Raw genomic sequence first — 19989 nt, 5'->3', positions numbered from 1 at the left:
GCCTATCATCAGCAGCCCATGAGCAAACAGGTCATCGTCATCGGCGGCGGGGTCGGCGGGTTGTCGGCGGCGATCCGCCTGGCCGCCAAGGGCCTGCGCGTCACGCTGCTGGAAAAGAACGATCGCATTGGCGGCAAGCTCAACTTGAGAGAGCTTCCGCATCCCGGCCGCCCTGCCGATCGCTCCTTTCGCTTCGACACCGGCCCGAGTTTGCTCACATTGCCGTTCGTCTTCGAGCAGCTCTTTGAAGCCGCCGGTACACGGCTGAGCAACCACCTGACTCTGCAGCGGCTCGACCCGATCGCCCGTTACATCTGGGGCGACGGGACGACGTTCGAGCTTCGCAACGACGACGACGCCCTGGAGCAGGAGCTGCGCAAGATCGCCCCCGACGATGTCGCCGGCTACCGCGCCTTCGCCGCCGAAGGCAAACGCATCTGGGACCTGTCGGCGGAGTTGTTTCTGTTTAAGGCCCCGGAGCAGTTGTTGAAGCCTCGGCCGGGATCGCCAGCCGATACGGCAGACGCCCTGGCGGCGGCGGCCGATCCTCTGTTTCGCGCCAAGGTCGGCCTGAAACTCCTCTCGACGCCGTTCCAGATCGGCATGTTCAGGCGGTTCAGCGTGGTGGTCGATCGCGCCGTGCGCAGTCGGCGTCTGCGGGAAGTTCTCTACCAATACGCGACGTACAGCGGCGCGAGCCCGTTCAAGGCGCCGGCCACGCTCACTTGTATTCCGCACGCCGAGCGGCAGTTCGGCGGCTGGTATCCGCAGGGTGGCATGTACCGGCTGGCCGAGGCGCTGGCGGAGGTCGCGCAGTCGCTGGGGGTGGACATCCGCACCTCGTCGCCGGTGGACCAGGTGCTGATCGAGCCGCCGACCGCCGGCGCGAAGTCCAGGCGCATCGGACGGGCCGCGGGTGTCCGACTCGCCGATGGCGAAGCGATTCGCGCCGATGCCGTCGTCTGTAACGCCGACGTCGTTTACAGCTACCGTTCGCTGATCGAATCCCGCTACCGCCGAAAGTACGCCGACAAAACGCTGAACAAACTGGAAGCCGGGGGATCGGGCCTGGCGCTTCTGCTGGGCGTCGAGGGGACCTATCCGCAGCTCGCGCATCACAACAAGTTCATGCCCGCCGACTACCGCAGCGACGTGGTGTCGATGTTCCACACCCGCACCGTGCCGCGCGACCCGGCGATCTACGTCTGCGCGACGACACGCACCGACGCATCGCAGGCCCCTGACGACTGTGAGAACCTGTTCGTCCTGGCGTCCGCCCCGCCGATCGATGGGACAATTGACTGGTCGACGCGTGGCCCGCGCTACCGCGATCAGTTGATCAACTCGCTGGAGCACGCCTGGGGGCTGAAGGATCTAAACAAGCGGATCGTCGTCGAGCGGCAGATCTCGCCGGCCGATCTGAAGTCGCTGTACAACGCGAACGCCGGCAGCATCTACGGCATCGGTAGCAACAACCTGAAGGATGCCTTCCTGCGCCCGCCGAACCGGGACAAGGATGTCGAACGGCTCTACTTCGCCGGCGGCGCGACGCACCCTGGCGGCGGGCTGCCGCTGGTGGCGCTGTCGGGTAAGATCGCCAGTGAGATGGTGATGGAGGACTTGGACGGCTGAGCGAAGGCGACCATTTCGAACTCCGACAGCCTCGATCCCCATCGAATCCCCTGTCATAACCCGTCCCGATTGCGCAGATTATCGGCCACTGCGGCGTCCGCGACCGGCTGCGAAAAAAGACTTCTTTTCGGCCAGATTTTCGATGGCATCCGCCTCCTTTGACCCTTAAGTTGCCGCCGCTCAATCGGGTGCAAGAGCGCGGGTTCGCCTGCGTCACTCCTGATCTTGTACGGGCCGGCTGGTTCCCGGCCCGATTTAGACTTCAATCCTGTGTTTGCTCCTTTCCGGGAGGTTTCGTGCCGATTTCTCAGTCGGCGATGGCGCGTTCTTTGACGCGCGGTCGCAACTTTCGTTCCGTTTCGCCGGCCCAACCAGCCGTCGCCGACCGTGGCACTTCTCGGATCGGCCAGGGTCGCTCCCAGGCGATGATCGAGTCGCTCGAAACCCGCACGCACCTGTCCGTCAGCAAGGACGCCGCCGGCTTTACCGTCGTCACGCCGGAGAACGGCTCGCGCGTCATTTATGTCAGCGCCCTGGGCAAGGACACCAACACCGGGCTGTCCAGCACGTCGCCGATCAAGTCGATTTCCAAGGGCATCTCGCTGCTTCGCAGCGGTACGGGCGACCAACTGTTGTTCAAGCGCGGCGAGACCTTCTCGGGCAACTTCGGCATCTGGAGCAAGAGCGGCCACAGCGCGTCCGAGCCGCTGGTCATCGGCAGCTATGGCACCGGTTCCCGCGCGGTCATCAACACGGGGGCGAGCTACGGCCTGGCGATCGGCAGCAAGAATCCGGTCAACAACCTGTACATCCAGGGGATCAAGCTGATCGGTGACGGCGTCGCGGTCGCCGACGGCATCGCCGTTGCCGGGACCATCAACAACATGTTCATGGAAGACGTGGAGATCACGAAGTACGTCAACAACATCGTGCTCCAGAAGTACTTCGGCCCCGTCACCAACATTACCGTGCGGCGGTCCATCATCACCGACGCCTTTTCCCGCAGCAGCCGTAACTCGCAGGGACTCTTCGCCGAAGGTGTCGCCGGGCTTACGCTTGAAGAGAACGTCTTCGATCACAACGGCTGGGGAAACGGCAAGTCTGCGACAGTCTATTATCACAACGCCTACGTCCGCTCGACCACCAGCGGTTTGGTCGCCCGCGGCAACGTCTTCTCCAACGGCTCCAGCCATGGGTTGCAGGCCCGCGGCGGCGGTATCATTGAAAACAACGTCTTTATCAATAACGCAACCGGCCTGAGCTTCGGCCTGGTCAACGGCTCGCCCGTGACGCCCGGCGGCGTCACCGGACGCGTGGTCAACAACGTCTTCGTGGACACGCACAACATCGGCGGCAATCCCCGCGGCGTCGCGATGGAAATCGGCAACGTCAAGCGCGGCGGCACCCTTATCAGCGGCAACGTCATCGCCAACGGCGACCCCCTGGCCAAGCTCCCGGCGATCACCCTCGCCGTCGGCTCCGGCAACGACAACGCCTCGCAGGCCGTTGGCATCAACGACCTGACGATCTCCAACAACGTGGTCTACAACTGGAGCATCGGCTTCTGGGTCAATGCCGGCATGGCACCGGGCACCGGGCAGAAGGCGCTGAACAACCTCAACGTCTCCAACAACCACTTCCAGAACATCGCGACCTACAACGCGATCATTCGAAGCTCGATGGCCGGCAGCTACTCCAACAACTTCTTCACGACCAAGGTGCTGAACAAGGCCGCGACCAACCCCGGCGGCATCCGGAAGACGATCACCTACGTCGATGCAAGCCGCACGCCGGGCAAGTCGGTCGGGGGCACCAACCAGACCTACGTCAGCCTCGCCCGCACGCTGGGTAAGTCGGCGTGGAACGTGAGTTACCTGGCCAAGACGATCGTCGATTACATGAAGGCAGGCTTTACGGCCAAGTAGCGAACGCTCGCACCCCATCTGATCTCAACGACCACACGCCGGCCTCCACAATTTCCCGCAATTTCTTTTGCGGCTGATGTTGCACGGAGTTAGTTTGCCGGTGGAGGTCGAAATGAACATGTCACCGGGCTTTCGCGCGATTGCCGTCGAGCCCCTCGAACGCCGTCGCCTCATGGCTGCCGACGCCCTGCTGACCTGGGCCGCCGGACTCATCGTCGGTGACTTCGGTGGAAGTCGTGGCGGCATCTTTGTCAGCCGGCTCGACGGCTCCGACATGAAGCAGATCACCACGAGCCAGACGGACAACTTCGAGTTTTCCGGCCATGGCCTGAATCTGCCTGATGACCATCCGTCGTTCTCTCCGGACGGAAAACAGATCGTCTTCACCACCAGCCGCTTCCAGGACCCAGGCCAGACGAACAACTTCGAGCTGGCGATCATGAACGTTGACGGGACCAACATTCGTCGGCTGACGAACTCGCCCGGTATCGACACCGAACCGGTCTTCTCCCCGGACGGCTCCAAGATCGCCTTCGCATCGGACCGCGCCGGCAACCTCGACATCTGGATCATGAACGCCGATGGCACCGGCCTCAGTCGGCTGACGTCCGCGCCAGAGGCCGAGAACGAACCCGCCTGGAGCCGCGCCGGTACGCGACTGGCGTACACAAAGATTCTCGACGGCGGCGTCCTCGGCGTCTTCGACGCCGAGAAAGATATCTACATCATCAACGCCGACGGCACCGGCAATCGCCTGGTAGCCGGGCTGGAGGCCGAAGAACACGATGCCGTTTGGGGGCCCGGCGATACGCAACTGCTCATCACGTCGGAAAAAGAGCACACGCTGCCGTTCGGCGACGTCTACAAGGTTAACGCCGCCACCGGTGCCTACGGACCTAACCTCACCATCGACGACAGCTTCCTGCACATTGGCGGCGGCGGCGATCCGAGCTGGTCGCCCGACGGCACCAAGATCGCCTATTTCAAAGCGGTCGGCGGTCCACTTCTACTGGCCGGGCCACAGAAGGTGTTCGTGATGAACGCCAACGGAAGCGGCAAGAAAAAGATCGATGCGCCCGGGATCATCAACGTCCACCCGCACATCGGGAACCTCGCCGATAGCGATCAGGACGGCAAACCCGATTACATCGACATCAACAGCCCCGCCGACTTCACCGAAGCGATGGTGCAGGACGAAGTTCGCGTGCGAAACTTCCTCGGCGACCTGACGATCCTCGACAGCCAGGTGGGCGTCGGCCGGTTGCTCGGCAAGGGGTATGTGCCGACCCACAACTTCAACAGCTTTAACGGCATGGGCGTCGCGTTCGCCCGGGACATCAACAACAACGACGTCTCTGAGTTGGGACGGCCTGATGTCCTGCTTTACGCGCCCAAGGCCGGCCGGGATCCGACCGATGCCTTTGCCGACTTTCCTTACACACTGATTTCCTGGGGCTACGGCAGCGACTACGACCCTGCAACGATTCCCACCTTTGCCGGCTTCCCCGCCGACGCCTGGCTGGTGCACGAAGCCGGCTTTCATCACATCGTCGGTGGCACGTTCGAGCCCACGCCGCCTGCCAATGACGTGCCAAGAGGCTCGAAGGTCATCCACACACCGCCCGATCGCCTCGTCCCTCCGCCGTGGCATGAACGGATCTGGGACATTCACTTTTTCGTCAACCCCAGCGGCGGAGCCCCCAAGGCCGCGATTTTTGATCCGTTCGGGCGGAACATCCAAGGCTTCAGCGGCGCGAGCAGCTTCTTCTTCCCGCAGATTCCCTACAACGGCAAGCCGATTCCCGGCGCTCTGGTCGAAGCCGAGAACTTCGATATGGCCAGGGATTTCGGCTGGAAAGACAACTCCGCCGGCAACAGCGCCGGCCAATACCGTGTGACCGACGTCGACATCGCCAGGAGTCTCGACCAGGCCACCGGGTTCGACGTGGTCGGTCTGCAGGCCGGCGAGTTCTTGCGATACACGGTCAACCTCGCATCAACCGGCATCCACGAGTTCGCGCTGCGTCTGAGCAACGGTCAGGCCGGCGGCAAGTTCCATGTGGAGATCGACGGGGTGAACGTCAGCGGAACGCTGAACCTTCCAGTGACGGCCGGCCCCAAACCTGACTACCAGACGGTCGTGCTTTTCTCGAAGTCGCTCACCGCCGGCCAGCATGCCGTGAAGGTGGTGTTCGACGTCGCGCCGAGTGGCGTGGGCTCGTCGCCGCGGATCGACTCATTCTCGCTTACCCGACAGTCCGCCCCACTGGCGAAGATGTCGCCCGTGCACGAGATCGAGACGATCACGCCCGGCACGAGCTTGACCGTCTTATACCGCGATAACGCCGCCATCAATGCGGGGATGATCGATGCGCAGGACATCAGGGTCGTCGGCCCAGGCGGCGTCGTTGTTCCGGTGACGCTGGTTTCAAAGAGCACTCCGAAGAATGCCGTGGAGTTGCTTGCAACCTACGCACTCGCTCCCAAGGGCGGCAATTGGGATCCGACCGACAACGGCATCTACACCGTGCAATTGCTGGGAAATCAGATCGCCGACGTCACCGGCGTTGCGATCGCGCCTAGGATTCTGGGCACGTTCGAAGTAGCAATACCCAAAGTCGCGGCAGACTTTGATTTGCGGAGAGGCATCCGGTCGCTGACCGTCAACGGGTCTGACAACCGCGACGTCATCACTGTCACAGAACTGGCCGGTAACGTCGTCGTCACGATCAATGGCAGCCAGGCCGGACCAGCGTTCGCCAAGGCCGGCGTTGGCAGCGTCGTGATCAACGCCGGCGGCGGAGATGACCTCGTGCAGGCGACCGGGCTGACGATCCCCGTCACCATTGACGGCGGCGATGGTAACGACGACATGACCGGCGGCCTCGCCGCCGATGTCATCCTCGGCGGCGCCGGCAAGGACATCGCCACCGCCCAACCGGGCGACAGCCTCGACCTGGGCGCCGGTCAGGACGGCATCGTCATTCAAGGCACCGCCGCAGCAGATGACATCTTCTTCACCCGCCGAATCGGCAAGGACGGCCCACGCGTGCTGGTCAAGTTCAACGGCGCGCAGTTCCTCCTGGACTACAAGAACGGCGAAACCATCACCGTCCACGGCAACGGCGGCAACGACAGCATTCAGGCCCACGACACCGGTGGATGGATCACCTCTCTTTTCGGTGACGACGGTGACGACCTTATCGTCGGCGACGGTGGAAACGGCAGCATCACCGGCGGCCGCGGGCACGACACCATCGACGGCCGCGGCGGCTCCGATTCGATCTTCGCCCGCGACGGCGATCGCGACCACATCTTCGACGACCTGCTCGATTCAATCCGGAAGGACGACAAGGATCGGGTCTATAGGTGACGGAGAGACTCGGAGACGAAATCGACGGACGATCGAATTGCCTCTTACACTGGCTCTTCGACACTCCGCCTCTTCCCCTTGCAACACCCCCCGCCGTCCGGCGATGCTTTCGGCATGAACCGCCGCACCATTCTCTCGATATTGGCCGTTTCATCTCTCGCAGCGACATCGATCATGGCTAAAGAAGAACCACCCCGCGCCGCCGGCATCGGCGTAACCACGCGGACACCAGTCGATGAGTTGCCGAGCATCAAAGAACTGCCTGATCCGTTCCTGTTCGTCGATGGCTCACGCGTGAAGTCGCCCGATGATTGGCCGCGCCGGCGGGAGGAGCTCAAGAAGCTGATCCAGACCTATCAGTACGGCACGCTTCCCCCCGTTCCGCCTGCCGGCCAGGTGCGTGTGAAGGAAGATCCGGCCTACATTCCTCCGAAGCGAAGCGGGTCCAACGCCGACAAGAAGGACGAACCGGAACCGAAGATCGACTATCCCGCCGGCACCAAGGTCGTCAGTTATCTGATCACCGTCGGGCCCGAGAATGACACCGCCCGGCAGGTGCCCTTCCATTTGATGCTGACGCTTCCGCCGGGCAAGGGGCCGTTCCCGGTGGTCGTGCGAGGCGACCTGTGCTGGGGGCGCGTCAAACCGGAGATCGCTGCCGAGATTGCTCGCCGCGGCTACATCCTGGCCGACTTCGATCGCACCGAGATCGTTCCCGACAAGAAGGGCGATCGCAATGGCCCGGGGTACGTCGCCTATCCCGACCTTGACGCCTCGGCCACCGCGTTCTGGGCCTGGGGCTACCATCGCGTCATCGACGTGCTGATGAAACACGAAGACGTCGACAAGGCGAAGATCGTCGTCACCGGTCATTCGCGCGGCGGCAAGACGACCATCGTCGCCGGGCTGATGGACGACCGCATCGCTCTGACCGTTCCCAACAACTCTGGCTGCGGCGGCGCGGGCTGCTACCGCTATCAGGCCCCCAAGAGCGAGGCGATCGAGAACATCACCAAGAGCTTCCCTTACTGGTTCCAGCCTCAGTTCACCGATTTCATCGGCAAGATCGATCGCCTGCCGATCGACCAGCACAGCGTCAAGGCCGCTTTCGCACCGCGCGCACTGCTGACGTGCGAAGCACTCGGCGACCTCTGGGCCAACCCCGAAGGCTCGCAGGTGACCTACGCCGCTGCGAGAGAGGTCTACGACTACCTGGGCGCCGGCGACAAGATCGCAATTCACTATCGGGAAGGAAAGCACGAGCAGAACTTCGAAGACTGGTCCACCCTGATGGACTTCGCCGACCAGTTATTCAACGGGAAGAAGGTCGAGCGGAAGTTCAACAACCTCGCATTCCCCGAAGCCCCCAAGCCCTGGTCGTGGAAGGCACCGGCGAAGTAGAGCAGTGACGGCTTGTTCGGAAGGAAGATCGGTGCTGCACCCAGCCCGGGCAGGATGCGCCCGATAGTTACCGCGCCGCTCCGCGACCCACCCAGCCGGTCACCTCGTCTCGTATCCTTTTCCTGCGAACTCGTTATGCACGTCATCGAATTCGACTTTGAGTCCAAGCAGGAACGCCAAATCCCGGCAGCGGACGTTGCGCCCGCCTGTGCGGCCGGGCGATTCTGCTGGGTGGATATCGATCGCGAAGCCGAACCTGACGCGGTGAAGGCGATGCTCGCAGAGCTGCGGATCGCGCCGGAAGTAGCCGACGAGATCACCGGCCCCGACATCGACGGCCGGCATGACGTCTACGACGACGTGCTGCACTTTACCCTCACTTCGCTGCTCTTCGTCGACGGCAAGCTTTGCACGTACTTTGTCGATGTCGCCGTCGGCGAACGATATCTGCTGTCCATCCATCACGGCAAAGTCGAGTTCCTCGAAAGGGTCCGCCGTATCTATCGCCGCGACTTTCTCCGCTTCGCCCGCAGCGGTGGTTTCCTGCTTTACGAGTACTGGGATCAACTCATCCACGGCTACCGCAAGGCGTTTCGTGCCCTGGACCGCCAGAGCGGCAAGGTGCAGGAAGGCATCCTCAACGCGACCGACGATTCGATCTTCGAGCAGGCGGCGCGTATCCAGGCCGACATGGTGACGCTGCGCAAGTCGATGCTCGCGGCGCGAGAGGTTCTCCACGAGATGATCACCCGCCGGACGAGCTTCGTTTCCGAAAGCACCGTGCCCTCCCTGGAAAGACTGGCCGGCGCGCTCGACCGCCTGGTGGCCGACCTGACGACCGAGCGCGAATCGCTCGCCGAGACGCTGAACCTGTACATGGGCATCGTCGCCCACCGCACCAATCGCGTGATCAACCGGCTGACCGTGCTGAACGCGGTGTTCCTGCCGCTGACGTTTCTCGTCGGCATGTATGGCGTGAACTTTCCGGATCTGCCCGGTACTCAGGTTCCCGGGGGATACTACTTGTTCTGGCTCGCATGCATTCTGATCGCCGCGGGGCTGTTGTTTTACATGCGACGGAAGAAATGGCTCTGAAGCGCCGCCTGCCTGTCGGCCGAACGAACCTCGCCACCGGTGCGTTCGAAGGTTGAACCGAGAAGCAATAGGCCGTGACCGCCGAGCGTTGACGGGTGGGAACGAACGCATGAACAAACTCACACCAATCGCATTTTTGCTCGCGCTCATCGCCTCCTGCGTCACGGCCGACGCAAATACCAGGCCCAACCTCGTCCTGATCCTCGCCGACGATCTGGGATACGAAACGATCGGTGCCAATGGCGGCACCTCGTACAAGACACCCGTCCTCGACAACCTCGCCGCCGCCGGCGTGCGCTTCACTCGCTGCTACGCGCAGCCGCTCTGCACACCGACGCGAGCACAGCTCATGACGGGCCAGTACAACGTCCGCAACTACATCAACTTCGGCGATCTCGAGCGGTCGCAGACGACATTCGGCAACCTCCTGAAGCAGGCGGGCTACGCGACGGCGATCGCCGGCAAGTGGCAACTCGGGCATGAGGTCGGCCTGCCGCAGAAGTTTGGGTTCGACGAATCGTACCTCTGGCAACACACCCGCCGCCCGCCGCGATACGCCAACCCCGGCCTGGAACATAACGGCAAGGAACTGGACTTCAGCAAAGGGGAATACGGCCCCGACATGGTGAACGACTTTGCGCTCGATTTCATCTCGCGCAAGAAGGACCAGCCATTCCTGCTCTACTACACGATGATGCTGACGCACGACCCGTTCCAGCCAACCCCCGACAGCAAGGACTGGGACCCCGGCCGTACCGGCGAAAAAGACGGAAAGTCGCCTGCGCATTTTGGCGACATGGTCGCGTACATGGACAAGCTGATCGGCAAACTCGTCGCCCGGCTCGACGAACTGAAGATTCGAGACAACACGCTGATCCTGTTCGTCGGCGACAACGGCACGAGCCCGGCGATCACGTCGATGATGGGCGACCGCAAGGTCCAGGGCGGCAAAGGCAAATCGACCGCTGCCGGCATGCACGTGCCGCTGATCGCAAGCTGGCCGGCCGGAATTGCCAGAGGAACGGTCTGCGACGACCTGATCGACACCACCGACTTCCTTCCCACACTGCTGTCGGCAGCGGGCGTCGCGCCGCCCCGCGACCTGACGCTCGACGGAACGAGCTTTCTGCCACAGCTTCGCGGCGAACCGGGCACGCCGCGCCAGTGGGTCTATTCCTGGTATGCCCGCGAAGGCGGCCCCAAGGCGAGCAAAGAGTTCGCAGCCGACAAACGGTACAAGCTCTATCGCGACGGCGAGATGTTCGACGTCTCGGCGGACATCTTGGAGAAAGCCCCACTGAACGCCGCCGCACTCTCACCCGACGCTAAGACGGCCCGCCAGACGCTGCAGGCAGCGCTCGACAAGTACAAGGACGCCCGCCCGGCAAGCATCGCCAAGCAAGCCGGCAAAGCCGGCAACGACTAGCCCGACCCGTTGTCGGCTGTCCGTGTCACGGACAGCGGTCAGCCGATCATTCTTCGCAACTTTCGCGCGCCGCTGGCGTCCCATTGTCGTTCCTCATGATGTGCGGGCTGTCGCCGGGCAGGGTGAACAGCCGCAGATCCACCCCGGAGGCAGCGACGTGACACGAATACCCCCGGACGACGACCTATACGCAGGTGGACAGGCGTCGGCGATGAAACCCCTGTCGCGAACCGCGGCAACTAACCCGCCGGGAGCACGGATGCGATTCTCCGGCGCGACAGACGGCACGGACGAAGCCTTCCTCGTCCGCCAGGCCCAGCACGGCGATCACGCCGCGTTCGAAACCCTCGTTCGCGCCACCGCACGCATGCTCTACGCCAGGCTCTACCTGGAGACCGGCGACCGTCAGCGGACCGAAGACCTCGTCCAAGAAACCTACCTGATCGCCTGGCGGAGTATCGACCAACTCCACGAACTCCCCGATGCATCCGGCTTCCGCCGTTGGCTCTTCTCTATCGCTAGAACCGTGCGTATCGACGCCGGCCGGCACGACCTGCGAAAGAAGCGCGGCCGCGACCGGGTCATCGGCGGCGGGGACGGAGAGGCTGGTGTGCTGGCCGCGGTACGCGACCCCGGCTTGTCACCCGCCGAACAGTCGGAGCAGCGCGAGACCCACGACCGCCTGTTGGGGCTTCTGCGGGTGCTGCCCGAGGAGTATCGCGCCCCGATTTCCATGCGCTATCTCGCCGGGGCCGATTACGCGACCGTCTGCAAGCAATTGGGCCTCAGCAATGGATCACTACGCGGCCTTCTCAGCCGCGGGATGAACCGCCTGAGGCAGTTGATGAGTGCCAGTGAAGAGTATTGAAACGTTGCACAGACATCCGGACTCTGGCGATGCCGGACGGCCCGGTCAGTGACACGGGCTTCCAGCCCGTGCGAGTGATTCAGGAGTATGGCAATCGCTCATCGCCTGAAAGTCCGGTGCCTCTCGCACGGGCTGGAAGCCCGTGTCACTAAAGCGCCGTTCTCAAGGGCGGCTCGAAACGTGCCGCAAGTTGACATCAATCCCGTACATTCCGAACGAAACTAGAAGGCTAAAGCCATGACCACCGAAAACCATATCCTCCCGCTGATCGACACGTATCTCACCGGCGGACTCGACGACGCCGAGACGCGGGCGTTCGACGCCCATGTCGCGACATGCGGCGACTGCGCCGCCGTCCTCGAAATCGCCCGCGCCGCCGATGCCAAACTCGTCGCCGCCCTGGCTGGCGCTGTTCCTGGCCCGGCGTTCGAGGACCGGCTCGTCGGCGCGCTCCGCCCGCAGTTCTCGCGGCCGTCGCTGGTGATGCGCCTGTCGCGTCCCATCCACCATCCCATGGTCCGCCGCATCGCCGTCGGCGTGGCGGCGTCGCTGGTGATCGGGACAGTGGGGTATGGAATGAGCGTGGCGGTGGACGGTCGCGATCTACGTCGCACCGATGAGATCGGCGTACTTCGGGGCACCGGATTCCACCAAGAATATGGCGTACGCCGGGAGGCGGATTCCGACGGCCGGGCGTTCTCGCTTCGATCCAAACTCGCTGAAAGTAACGACGTGCTCAACGGATCGACGGACGTTGAACAGACACTAAAACCACAGTCGCGGGAAATGGGTTATCTGAGCGCCACGAAGGAAGGGATGGACCTCCAATCGACTGACCCCTACGCAACGTACTTCGGCACCCAGGCCGGAGCCGGCTCGTCGGGAACCAACGCGTCGAACTACTACAACTTCAGGTGGGGCGAAGCCCGCGACGTGAACGATCGTTCCCCTACTACTGGCGGTCCCACCGGCACCACGAGTCTTGCCCGTACCGACGGAACCAAAGGCGTCAAGAACGCCGAAGACGGGGTGCCTTCGCTACAGTCGAATGAGTCAGCGGTGCGAAGCGATTCCAATGCGCCGCGCGGAAGCTCCCTCAAGGGCAAAGCCGAGAAGAGGCTTGAAGAAGCCTCGAAGCCGTCGAATGGTCCGGTCGCATTGGACATCCCCGACTTTTCCGACGCGCCCAATTTCAATCTTCAGTCGAACAACGGCGGCACCGTCAAAGGTCGCTCCGCGGGAAGTAGTTGGAGCGGCCACAATTCGTACACCGGTGGCACCACCGTTTCCGGCGGTACCTTGCAACTCGGGACGGATGTCCCAATCGAGGGCAAGCTCGGCACTGTAGCGCTCTCGCCCGCAACGGCCAGCCCGGAGACCAAGAGCAAAGCTGCCGACACGCGCGGCTGGGCCATGAGCACGAGCGGCGACGACAACGGCAAGTGGTATCGCCCGACACAACTCAGCGCGGCCGGGGTTGAAAGCGAGATCGAAAAGCTGAAGGACGGCCGTAAGGACCAGCTCAAATCACTCGCGGATGTTCAGAAGGTGACCGAAGGGCTCGCCGCCGACGGGCCGGTATCGAAACGCGGCCTTGGCTTCGGCAAGAACGGCAATGGGACACTCACCCTCGGCGACCAGGTCGAAGTGGCCGATATCGACGGCGAAGCGAAGGGTGGCGACAAGAAATCTGGAAGCACCAACGGTGACCGGGCGAAGGTTCTGTCGGACACTACGAATCTGTTCTTTGATGCAGACAAGAAGGAGACTGCCTCGGCTGCGCAGGAGAAGGCCCCGGCAACACCGGCTCCCAAACCCGTCGCCCCCGCGCCTGCCGAAGTCCCGCCGCCGGAGGTGCAGGTACGCAAGATCATCCGCAACGGCGTCGTCAATTTCGAGGTCGACAGCTTCGATAGCGCCCTCGTCCAGGTGAGCAAGCTTGTCACCGAGGAAGGCGGATATGTCGCGACGACCTCTTCCGACAAGCTTCCCAACGGCAAGGTCCGCGGGTCGGTCACGGTCCGCGTTCCGCCGGAACGGCTCGACACGCTCGTGCTCAAGCTCCGCGGCATGGGCGACCTGAAAAACCAGCGCATCGGTGCCGAGGACGTCACCAAGCGATACACCGACATCGCCTCGCAGCTTCGTGCCGCGCTGGCGATGGAAAAACGCCTGCTCGACATCATCGCCAAGGGCGGCGAAGTGAAGGACCTGCTCGAGGCCGAGAAGCAGCTCGGCGTCTGGCGGGAAAAGCTCGAACTGCTTCAGGGCGAGATCAAGTACTACGACAATCTCGTCGCGCTGGCGACGCTGGTCGTCGAACTGCAGGAACGCGAGGTGCGCTCCCCTACCGCGGCGTTTGAAGTCGAGACGGTCAATACCGCCGTCGAGAGCGAAGACGTCGAAAATGTGCGATCGGAAGTCCTTAAAGCGATCGACCAGGCCAAAGGCCGGGTGATCGATTCGGACCTGAAGAAGCTCGAAGCCGGCCAGCTTTCGGCGACGATTAAGGCGAGCGTCTCCCCCGACGCAGCCGGACCAGTGATCGACCGTCTCAAGCAGCTCGGCAAGCTGGCGCGGCTGGATATCAGCCGCAAGACCGCGACCGAAGGCGGCAGCGGCCCGATCGTGGCCGGCCTGCGTGTTGAGAAGCGCGAGACGCAGTTCGAGATCCACATCTACAACCTGGCGAACATCGAGCCGCGGCAGACGACCACGCTCAACCTCGCCGCCCAGGATGTCGAAGCAACCTACAAGCTGATCCTGGAACAAGTGAAGTCGTCAGGCGGGACGATCAAGACGTCACAGCTCAACCGCCCGCGGGCCGACCAGACGTCGGGAACGATCGTCTTTCAGGTGCAGGCGGACAAGGCCGACGTGCTGCTGGGCGCGGTTCGCGCCGGCGTTGATGTCATGCGGATGGATGTCGCAATCAACCCCGATACGCAGAACACGACCGAGGCCAAACGCGGTTTCTCGCTGCAGATCATGTCGCTGTCGCAGGTCCCAGCACGAGAGACGACGACGCTACAGGTCGCGGCAGCGGATGTCCCGACGGCCTTCCGCAAGCTGCTCGACGCCGCGACCAACGCCGGCGGCCGGGTCGTGACCTCGCAACTGAATGAGCAGGACGCCAACAACATCACCGGGCAGCTCGAGTTCGAAACATCACGGGAGAAGTGGTCCACGGTCGAAGGCGTACTGCGTGAGTCCGGGGCGATTATCTCCCGCAGTGCCGTCCGCTCAAACGACACCGAAACGACGGTGGATTCGAAGATTCGCCTGTCGATCGGCCTGGTGGATGAAATCCGCCTGTCGCCGCGGGAAACGATCAACGCAACGGTCGCCACGCGGACGGTGCAGGACACGTTCGACAAGCTCGTTCGGGCGGCAAAGGACGCGGGGGCACGGGTGGTGGGTTCGAACCTGAACCTCGCCGACCGTGCCAACCCGAACGGGACGTTGCGATTCGCGACGCCGCGCGACAACGCGACCAAGTTCGAACAGGCGATGAAGGACGCCGGCCTGACCACCAGCCGCGCGACTGCCCGTCTGCCCGACGGGCCGATGACGGTCGAGAACAAGATCGGCTATATCGTGACGGTGGTCGACGAACGCACGCTTCAGCCGCGGGAGTCGCACAGCATGGTGGTCGTCGCGCCGTCGGCGAAAGACCGGTACAACAAGCTCGTCGATGCCCTGCGGATCACCGATGCCCTGGTCGTTAGTTCGCAGCTCTCGGTGCAAAACCGGACGGACATTACCGGTTCGCTGGTGTTCGTGATCAACCGGTCGGACCGGGAGATCATCGAGCAGGTCCTGTCGGAAAACACGGACGTGTTCAATCGCTCGATCGAGCGGTCGCAGGATACGCAAGGAACGGTCGACACCAAGATTCGTTACAGCTTGTCGGTGAAGGAGGCAGGCCAGCAACCGCCGCGGCAGGTATTCCAGCTGACCGTGGAGACCTCGAACATCGACAAGGCGATCGGCGACCTTGAGGCGGCGGCGATCGCGGCGGGCGGGCGGAAGATCGAAGCCGAACGCGCCCGCCAGGATCGCAAAGACGGTGCTCGCGTCGTCGTCGATGTGCCGCTGGCGGCGATCGGGCAGCTTATCACCAGCGTCCGCAGCCAAGGTGAGGTGACGGCCAACCAGAGCCGTCAGAACGAGAACATCCCGGAAGGCTTGCTGTCGCGGTCGCGGGTTGAAATCACCTACGCCACGCCGGCGACGGTGGCATCGGAGAAAGGGTTCGGCGAATCGCTCCGTGAAGGCATGAGCGGCGCGCTCACCGGGCTGTTCAAGGTGTTGCAGTGGGTGATCTTCGGCCTGGTGGTGATCGTGCCGTGCATGGTGGTCATCTGGATCGGCTTTCAGCTCGTTCGCCTGACCCAGCGCAAGGGGAAGAAGTCGTCGGCCGACACGTTCGGGCCTACGCCAAACCCGACCTGATGGCAGACGTCGCACAGACAGGGTACTCGCTTGCGAGTGCCAGAAATCAGGCGAAGAGTTCGTGGACGACCTTCCCACCTTCGGGGCCGGTCAGGCGGTGATTGCGGCCGGCGTGCCAGAAGGTCAGGTCGTTGGGGGGCAGGCCCATCAGGTGAAGAATCGTCGCGTGCAGGTCGCGAAAGTGCACCTTGCCATCGACAGCCTGGGTTCCGGTAGGGTCGGTTTTGCCGTGAACGTACCCCCGCTTCACGCCCCCGCCTGCCAGCCAGAACGTGAAGCCGCGATAGTTGTGGTCGGTCTCGTCCTTGCCGTCTCCGGGCGTCAGGCCAGGCCGGCCGAACTCGCCGCCCCAGACGACGAGCGTGTCATCGAGCAGGCCACGCTGTCGCAGATCACCCAGGAGCGCGGCGATCGGCTGATCCGTCGCTTCGCAGTTGGCCTTGAGATCGCGCCGGTGGTTCTTGTGCTGGTCCCAACTACCGTGGCACACCTCGATGAAGCGCACGCCCGCCTCGGCGAACCGCCGGGCAAGCAGGCACTGCCGGCCGAAATCGGATCTCTTGCAGGTTCCGACGGACTCCTTCTCCCGGCCGATACCATAGCTGTCGAGCGTCGCCTGCGACTCATTGCCCAGATCGAGCAGGCCCGGCGCTTCGGACTGCATGCGATAGCCCAGTTCCATCGACTGGATGACGCTGTCGAGTTCCGCGTCACCCGGTCGATGCGCCAGATGCTCGCGGTTCATCGACTGAATCAGGTCAACCTGCTGCCTTTTGACGTCTGGCGGAAGGTGCGAACTGGCGACATTGGCGATGGTGGCCTTTCCCATGTCCTCGCCGTTCACGCCGATCGGCGTACCGCTGTAGATCGACGGCAAGAATGCGCTGGAGTAGACCGACGTCTTGGATGTGTTGAGGCTGATGAACCCCGGCAGGTTCTGGTTCTGCGTGCCCAGTCCGTAGCTGACCCACGATCCCAGGCTCGGCCGCGGCCGAAGCCGGTCGCCGGTATGCAACTGCAGGAAGGACTGGGCGTGAATCCCCGTGTCGGCATTCATGCCGTTGATGACGCAAAGCTCGTCGGCGTATCGCGCCGTTTCGGGTAGCAACTCCGATACCCACAGACCGCTCTGGCCGCGCTGTTTGAACTCAGTCACTGATCCGGGATGGGGCTTCTTTCCGGTCTGCGGCTTGTAATCGAAGGTGTCCATCTGCGCCGGACCGCCGGCCATACAGAGGAAGATCACCCGCTTGGCGCGGGCCGCGATTGGCGAAACGCGCTGCGACAGGTCCGTTGCTGTCGCAGCAGCAACACCCTGCGCCGCCCTGCCGCAAAGTCCCTGCAATGCCAGGTAACCGAACCCGCAGGAGAGCGATTGCAGCAGACTGCGTCGTGAGTGGTGCATTCGTGGATCTCCAGATTCAGCGTCCGTTCGAACGCCTTGATCGCGTCAATCAACGTACCGGAACTCATTCGCCGCCAGCAGCACCTGGCAAAGCGCCGCCCAGGCCTTCTGCTCCGAAACCTGACCGTTCGAAGGCGTCGCCGGGCCAGTGGCGGTCATCTCTACGAAACGGACCGCCTGCTCCAGTTCCTCTGCGCCAGGATCTCGGTGGAAAGCGCGCTGCCAGGCCAGCTTTGCCCGGCCTCGTGCATCCGCCGATTCACCTGACAGTAGCCGGGCGAATGCCGCGGCCTGCTCGATCACGAACGGGCTGTTGTAGAGGTGTAATGCCTGGCTGGGAATCGTGCTGACGTCGCGCTGGCCGGTCACCGATGTGAACTCCGGCAGATCAAATGCGGCCAGTTCCGGCGGCGGCGAACTGCGCAGATAGCAGAGATAGACGCTGCGGTGAACGCTCGGCTGATGCAGGCTGCCCGCCAGATTAATCAGGATGTCGCGGTGTCGGACGAGGGACCCTTCGGCCGGCTTGGTTTCCAACTGCCCGCTGACGCTCAGCATCGCGTCGCGAAGCGATTCGGCGTCGAGTCGGCGGCGCTTGTGCCGGGCGAGCAGCAGGTTCTGTGCATCGGCCCGAACCGTTGCAGCGTCAGCCTCGCAGGAAAGTTGATAGGTCCGACTCAGGACAATCCCGCGAACCAGCCGCTTGACTGACCAGCCGTCCCGAACGAACCGTCCGGCCAGGTGATCGAGCAATTCCGGATGGGTCGGCGCTTCGCCATACAGGCCGAAATCGTCGGGAGTGCGGACGAGTCCCTCGCCGAACAGGTGTAGCCACACACGATTGACCATCACGCGGGCGGTCAGCGGATGGTCGCCGCGCGTCAGCCATTGGGCCAACTGGACGCGGCCGCTCTGGCTGGCATCGATGGCGGCGGAGGGCCGGTCCCCCTCGACAGCCGAGAGGAAGCCGCGAGGCACGCTTTCGCCGAGCTTGTTCGATTCCCCTTTGATGTTGATCTTGCAGTCCGCCGGTTTGGGCCGATCGCGGACGCCCATCGCCAGCGGCGTCCCCGGGGCCCACTTCGGCTTCGGTATCGCTTTGGGCTTACCCGTATTCGATTCCAGCGTGACCACGGTCTCGACAAACTCCTTGGGTGGCGGAACCACGGCAGGCGTTTTGAGCACATGTAGGTCGGTCGCGGGGGCCGTCAGCGCCTCGTTCCCGGCGATCCCCCACAGCGTCTCGGTGCTCGTGAAAAAGCCAGCGAGCGCGTAATAGTCGCGCGTCGGAATGGGATCGAACTTGTGATCGTGGCAGCGCGCGCATGCGACGCTCAGGCCCATGATGCCACGTCCGATGACGTCGATCTGGTCGGCGACCACGTCCATGTCGAAATTAGCGTTCATCGCCTTGGCGGGTTTCGATCCCAGCGCCAGGAAGCCGGTCGCGATCCGGTTTCGGTCGCGTTGTACGTCGGAGTCGGCCGGCAGCAAATCACCGGCAATCTGTTCTGTCAGAAAACGATCGTAGGGGGTGTCGCTGTTGAAAGCGGCGATCACGTAGTCGCGGTAGCGCCAGGCGTGCGGAAAGGTAGGATTGCGGCCCAGACCGTCGTTGCCATTGGATTCGCCAAACCGCGCGACATCGAGCCAGTGCCGGCCCCACCGTTCGCCGAAGTGAGGGCTTGCCAGCAGCTCATCGACCAGCCGCTCGACGGCCTTTCCGGAGTCTCGCTGGTAGTCGGTGACAAAACGCGAGAACTGGTCCGAGGTCGGCGGCAGGCCGATCAGGTCGATGTAGATGCGCCGGACCAGCGCCTGAGGATTGGCGTCTTTCGCGGGCTTCAAGCCGGATGATTCGAGTCGCGCCATGACGAAGCGGTCGATCGGGTCGCGCGGCCAAGCGTTGTCTTGTACATCCGGCGGCACGGGACTGGAGACAGGCCGAAGCGACCAGAAGACTTCGCCCTTCTCCGCCTCGCCGGAGCGGGTTGTCGCAGCCGGTACAACGCCACGCGGGTCGGGCGCTCCACGCTTTACCCAATCCGCGAAGTCGTTGACCACCGCGGCAGGCAGTGGCTTGCTCGGCGGCATCTCGGTTCCGTCGTATCGCAGGGCGTGAATCAGCAGGCTCTTGTCCGGGTTTCCGGCTTCCAGGAGTGCGCCCGACTCGCCGCCCTTTCGCATTCCCTCCGGCGTATCCAGCAGCAACTTGCCGCCCACCTTCTTCGCCCCTGCGGAATGGCATTCGTAACAGTGCTTCACCAGAACGGGTCGAACGCGGTTCTCGAAAAAGGCGCGGTCGGCTGGCGAGACCGGAACGGCACCGGCGCGCGTTGCGATACTTGCCGCTGCAATCGCGGCCAGGACAAGAAGGATGGCTCGGACATCTTGCGTCACGTTACCGCC

General features: G+C 63.3%; 10 protein-coding genes. 8 read left to right on the top strand and 2 right to left on the bottom strand.

All coding sequences use genetic code 11. From position 1 onward, the window contains the following. The first annotated feature begins 18 nt into the window (after positions 1-18). The 8 genes from IPV69_RS01390 to IPV69_RS01355 all read left to right on the top strand — a co-directional run bounded on the left by IPV69_RS01390 (position 19) and on the right by IPV69_RS01355 (position 16175). Positions 19-1632, top strand: coding sequence for a phytoene desaturase family protein (locus IPV69_RS01390; protein WP_206293123.1), 1614 nt, complete (start codon positions 19-21; stop codon positions 1630-1632). A gap of 296 nt (positions 1633-1928) precedes the next feature. Further along, entirely contained in the window at positions 1929-3557 is a 1629-nt protein-coding gene (locus IPV69_RS01385) for a right-handed parallel beta-helix repeat-containing protein (protein WP_206293122.1), read from the top strand. Positions 3558-3669: 112 nt separating this feature from the next. Continuing rightward, the gene (locus IPV69_RS01380; RefSeq protein WP_206293121.1) at positions 3670-6930 is read left to right on the top strand and encodes a carbohydrate-binding domain-containing protein; all 3261 of its coding nucleotides are present in this window, start codon (positions 3670-3672) and stop codon (positions 6928-6930) included. 174 nt (positions 6931-7104) lie between these two features. Continuing rightward, positions 7105-8331, top strand: a complete 1227-nt coding sequence (locus IPV69_RS01375) for a glucuronyl esterase domain-containing protein (RefSeq protein ID WP_206293120.1) — start codon at positions 7105-7107, stop codon at positions 8329-8331. A gap of 135 nt (positions 8332-8466) precedes the next feature. Further along, positions 8467-9426 (top strand): magnesium transporter CorA family protein, encoded by a 960-nt coding sequence (locus IPV69_RS01370; protein WP_206293119.1) that lies wholly within the window; start codon positions 8467-8469, stop codon positions 9424-9426. A 109-nt stretch (positions 9427-9535) separates the two neighbouring features. Continuing rightward, positions 9536-10852 carry a sulfatase-like hydrolase/transferase gene (locus IPV69_RS01365; protein WP_206293118.1) on the top strand — a complete coding sequence of 439 codons (1317 nt, stop codon included), beginning with the start codon at positions 9536-9538 and terminating at the stop codon, positions 10850-10852. Positions 10853-11009: 157 nt separating this feature from the next. Then, positions 11010-11720, top strand: coding sequence for an RNA polymerase sigma factor (locus IPV69_RS01360; RefSeq protein ID WP_206293117.1), 711 nt, complete (start codon positions 11010-11012; stop codon positions 11718-11720). Between the two features lie 237 nt (positions 11721-11957). Continuing rightward, positions 11958-16175, top strand: a complete 4218-nt coding sequence (locus IPV69_RS01355; protein ID WP_206295626.1) for a DUF4349 domain-containing protein — start codon at positions 11958-11960, stop codon at positions 16173-16175. 46 nt (positions 16176-16221) lie between these two features. Here IPV69_RS01355 and IPV69_RS01350 read toward each other — a convergent pair whose 3' ends face one another. Next, complete coding sequence (locus IPV69_RS01350; protein ID WP_206293116.1) at positions 16222-17580, bottom strand: DUF1501 domain-containing protein; 1359 nt, start codon at positions 17578-17580, stop codon at positions 16222-16224. A 45-nt stretch (positions 17581-17625) separates the two neighbouring features. After that, positions 17626-19980, bottom strand: coding sequence for a PSD1 and planctomycete cytochrome C domain-containing protein (locus IPV69_RS01345; RefSeq protein WP_206293115.1), 2355 nt, complete (start codon positions 19978-19980; stop codon positions 17626-17628). Positions 19981-19989: the final 9 nt, after the last annotated feature.

It is taken from the genome of Humisphaera borealis (genome assembly GCF_015169395.1).
GTDB classification, from domain to species: domain Bacteria; phylum Planctomycetota; class Phycisphaerae; order Tepidisphaerales; family Tepidisphaeraceae; genus Humisphaera; species Humisphaera borealis.
This window is presented reverse-complemented; position numbering and strand designations above follow the sequence as displayed.

Coding starts and splice junctions, on each gene's coding strand:
- IPV69_RS01390 (WP_206293123.1), top strand. CDS start 19: ATGAGCAAACAGGTCATCGTCATCGGCGGCGGGGTCGGCGGGTTGTCG.
- IPV69_RS01380 (WP_206293121.1), top strand. CDS start 3,670: ATGAACATGTCACCGGGCTTTCGCGCGATTGCCGTCGAGCCCCTCGAA.
- IPV69_RS01375 (WP_206293120.1), top strand. CDS start 7,105: ATGGCTAAAGAAGAACCACCCCGCGCCGCCGGCATCGGCGTAACCACG.
- IPV69_RS01370 (WP_206293119.1), top strand. CDS start 8,467: ATGCACGTCATCGAATTCGACTTTGAGTCCAAGCAGGAACGCCAAATC.
- IPV69_RS01365 (WP_206293118.1), top strand. CDS start 9,536: ATGAACAAACTCACACCAATCGCATTTTTGCTCGCGCTCATCGCCTCC.
- IPV69_RS01355 (WP_206295626.1), top strand. CDS start 11,958: ATGACCACCGAAAACCATATCCTCCCGCTGATCGACACGTATCTCACC.
- IPV69_RS01350 (WP_206293116.1), bottom strand. CDS start 17,580: ATGCACCACTCACGACGCAGTCTGCTGCAATCGCTCTCCTGCGGGTTC.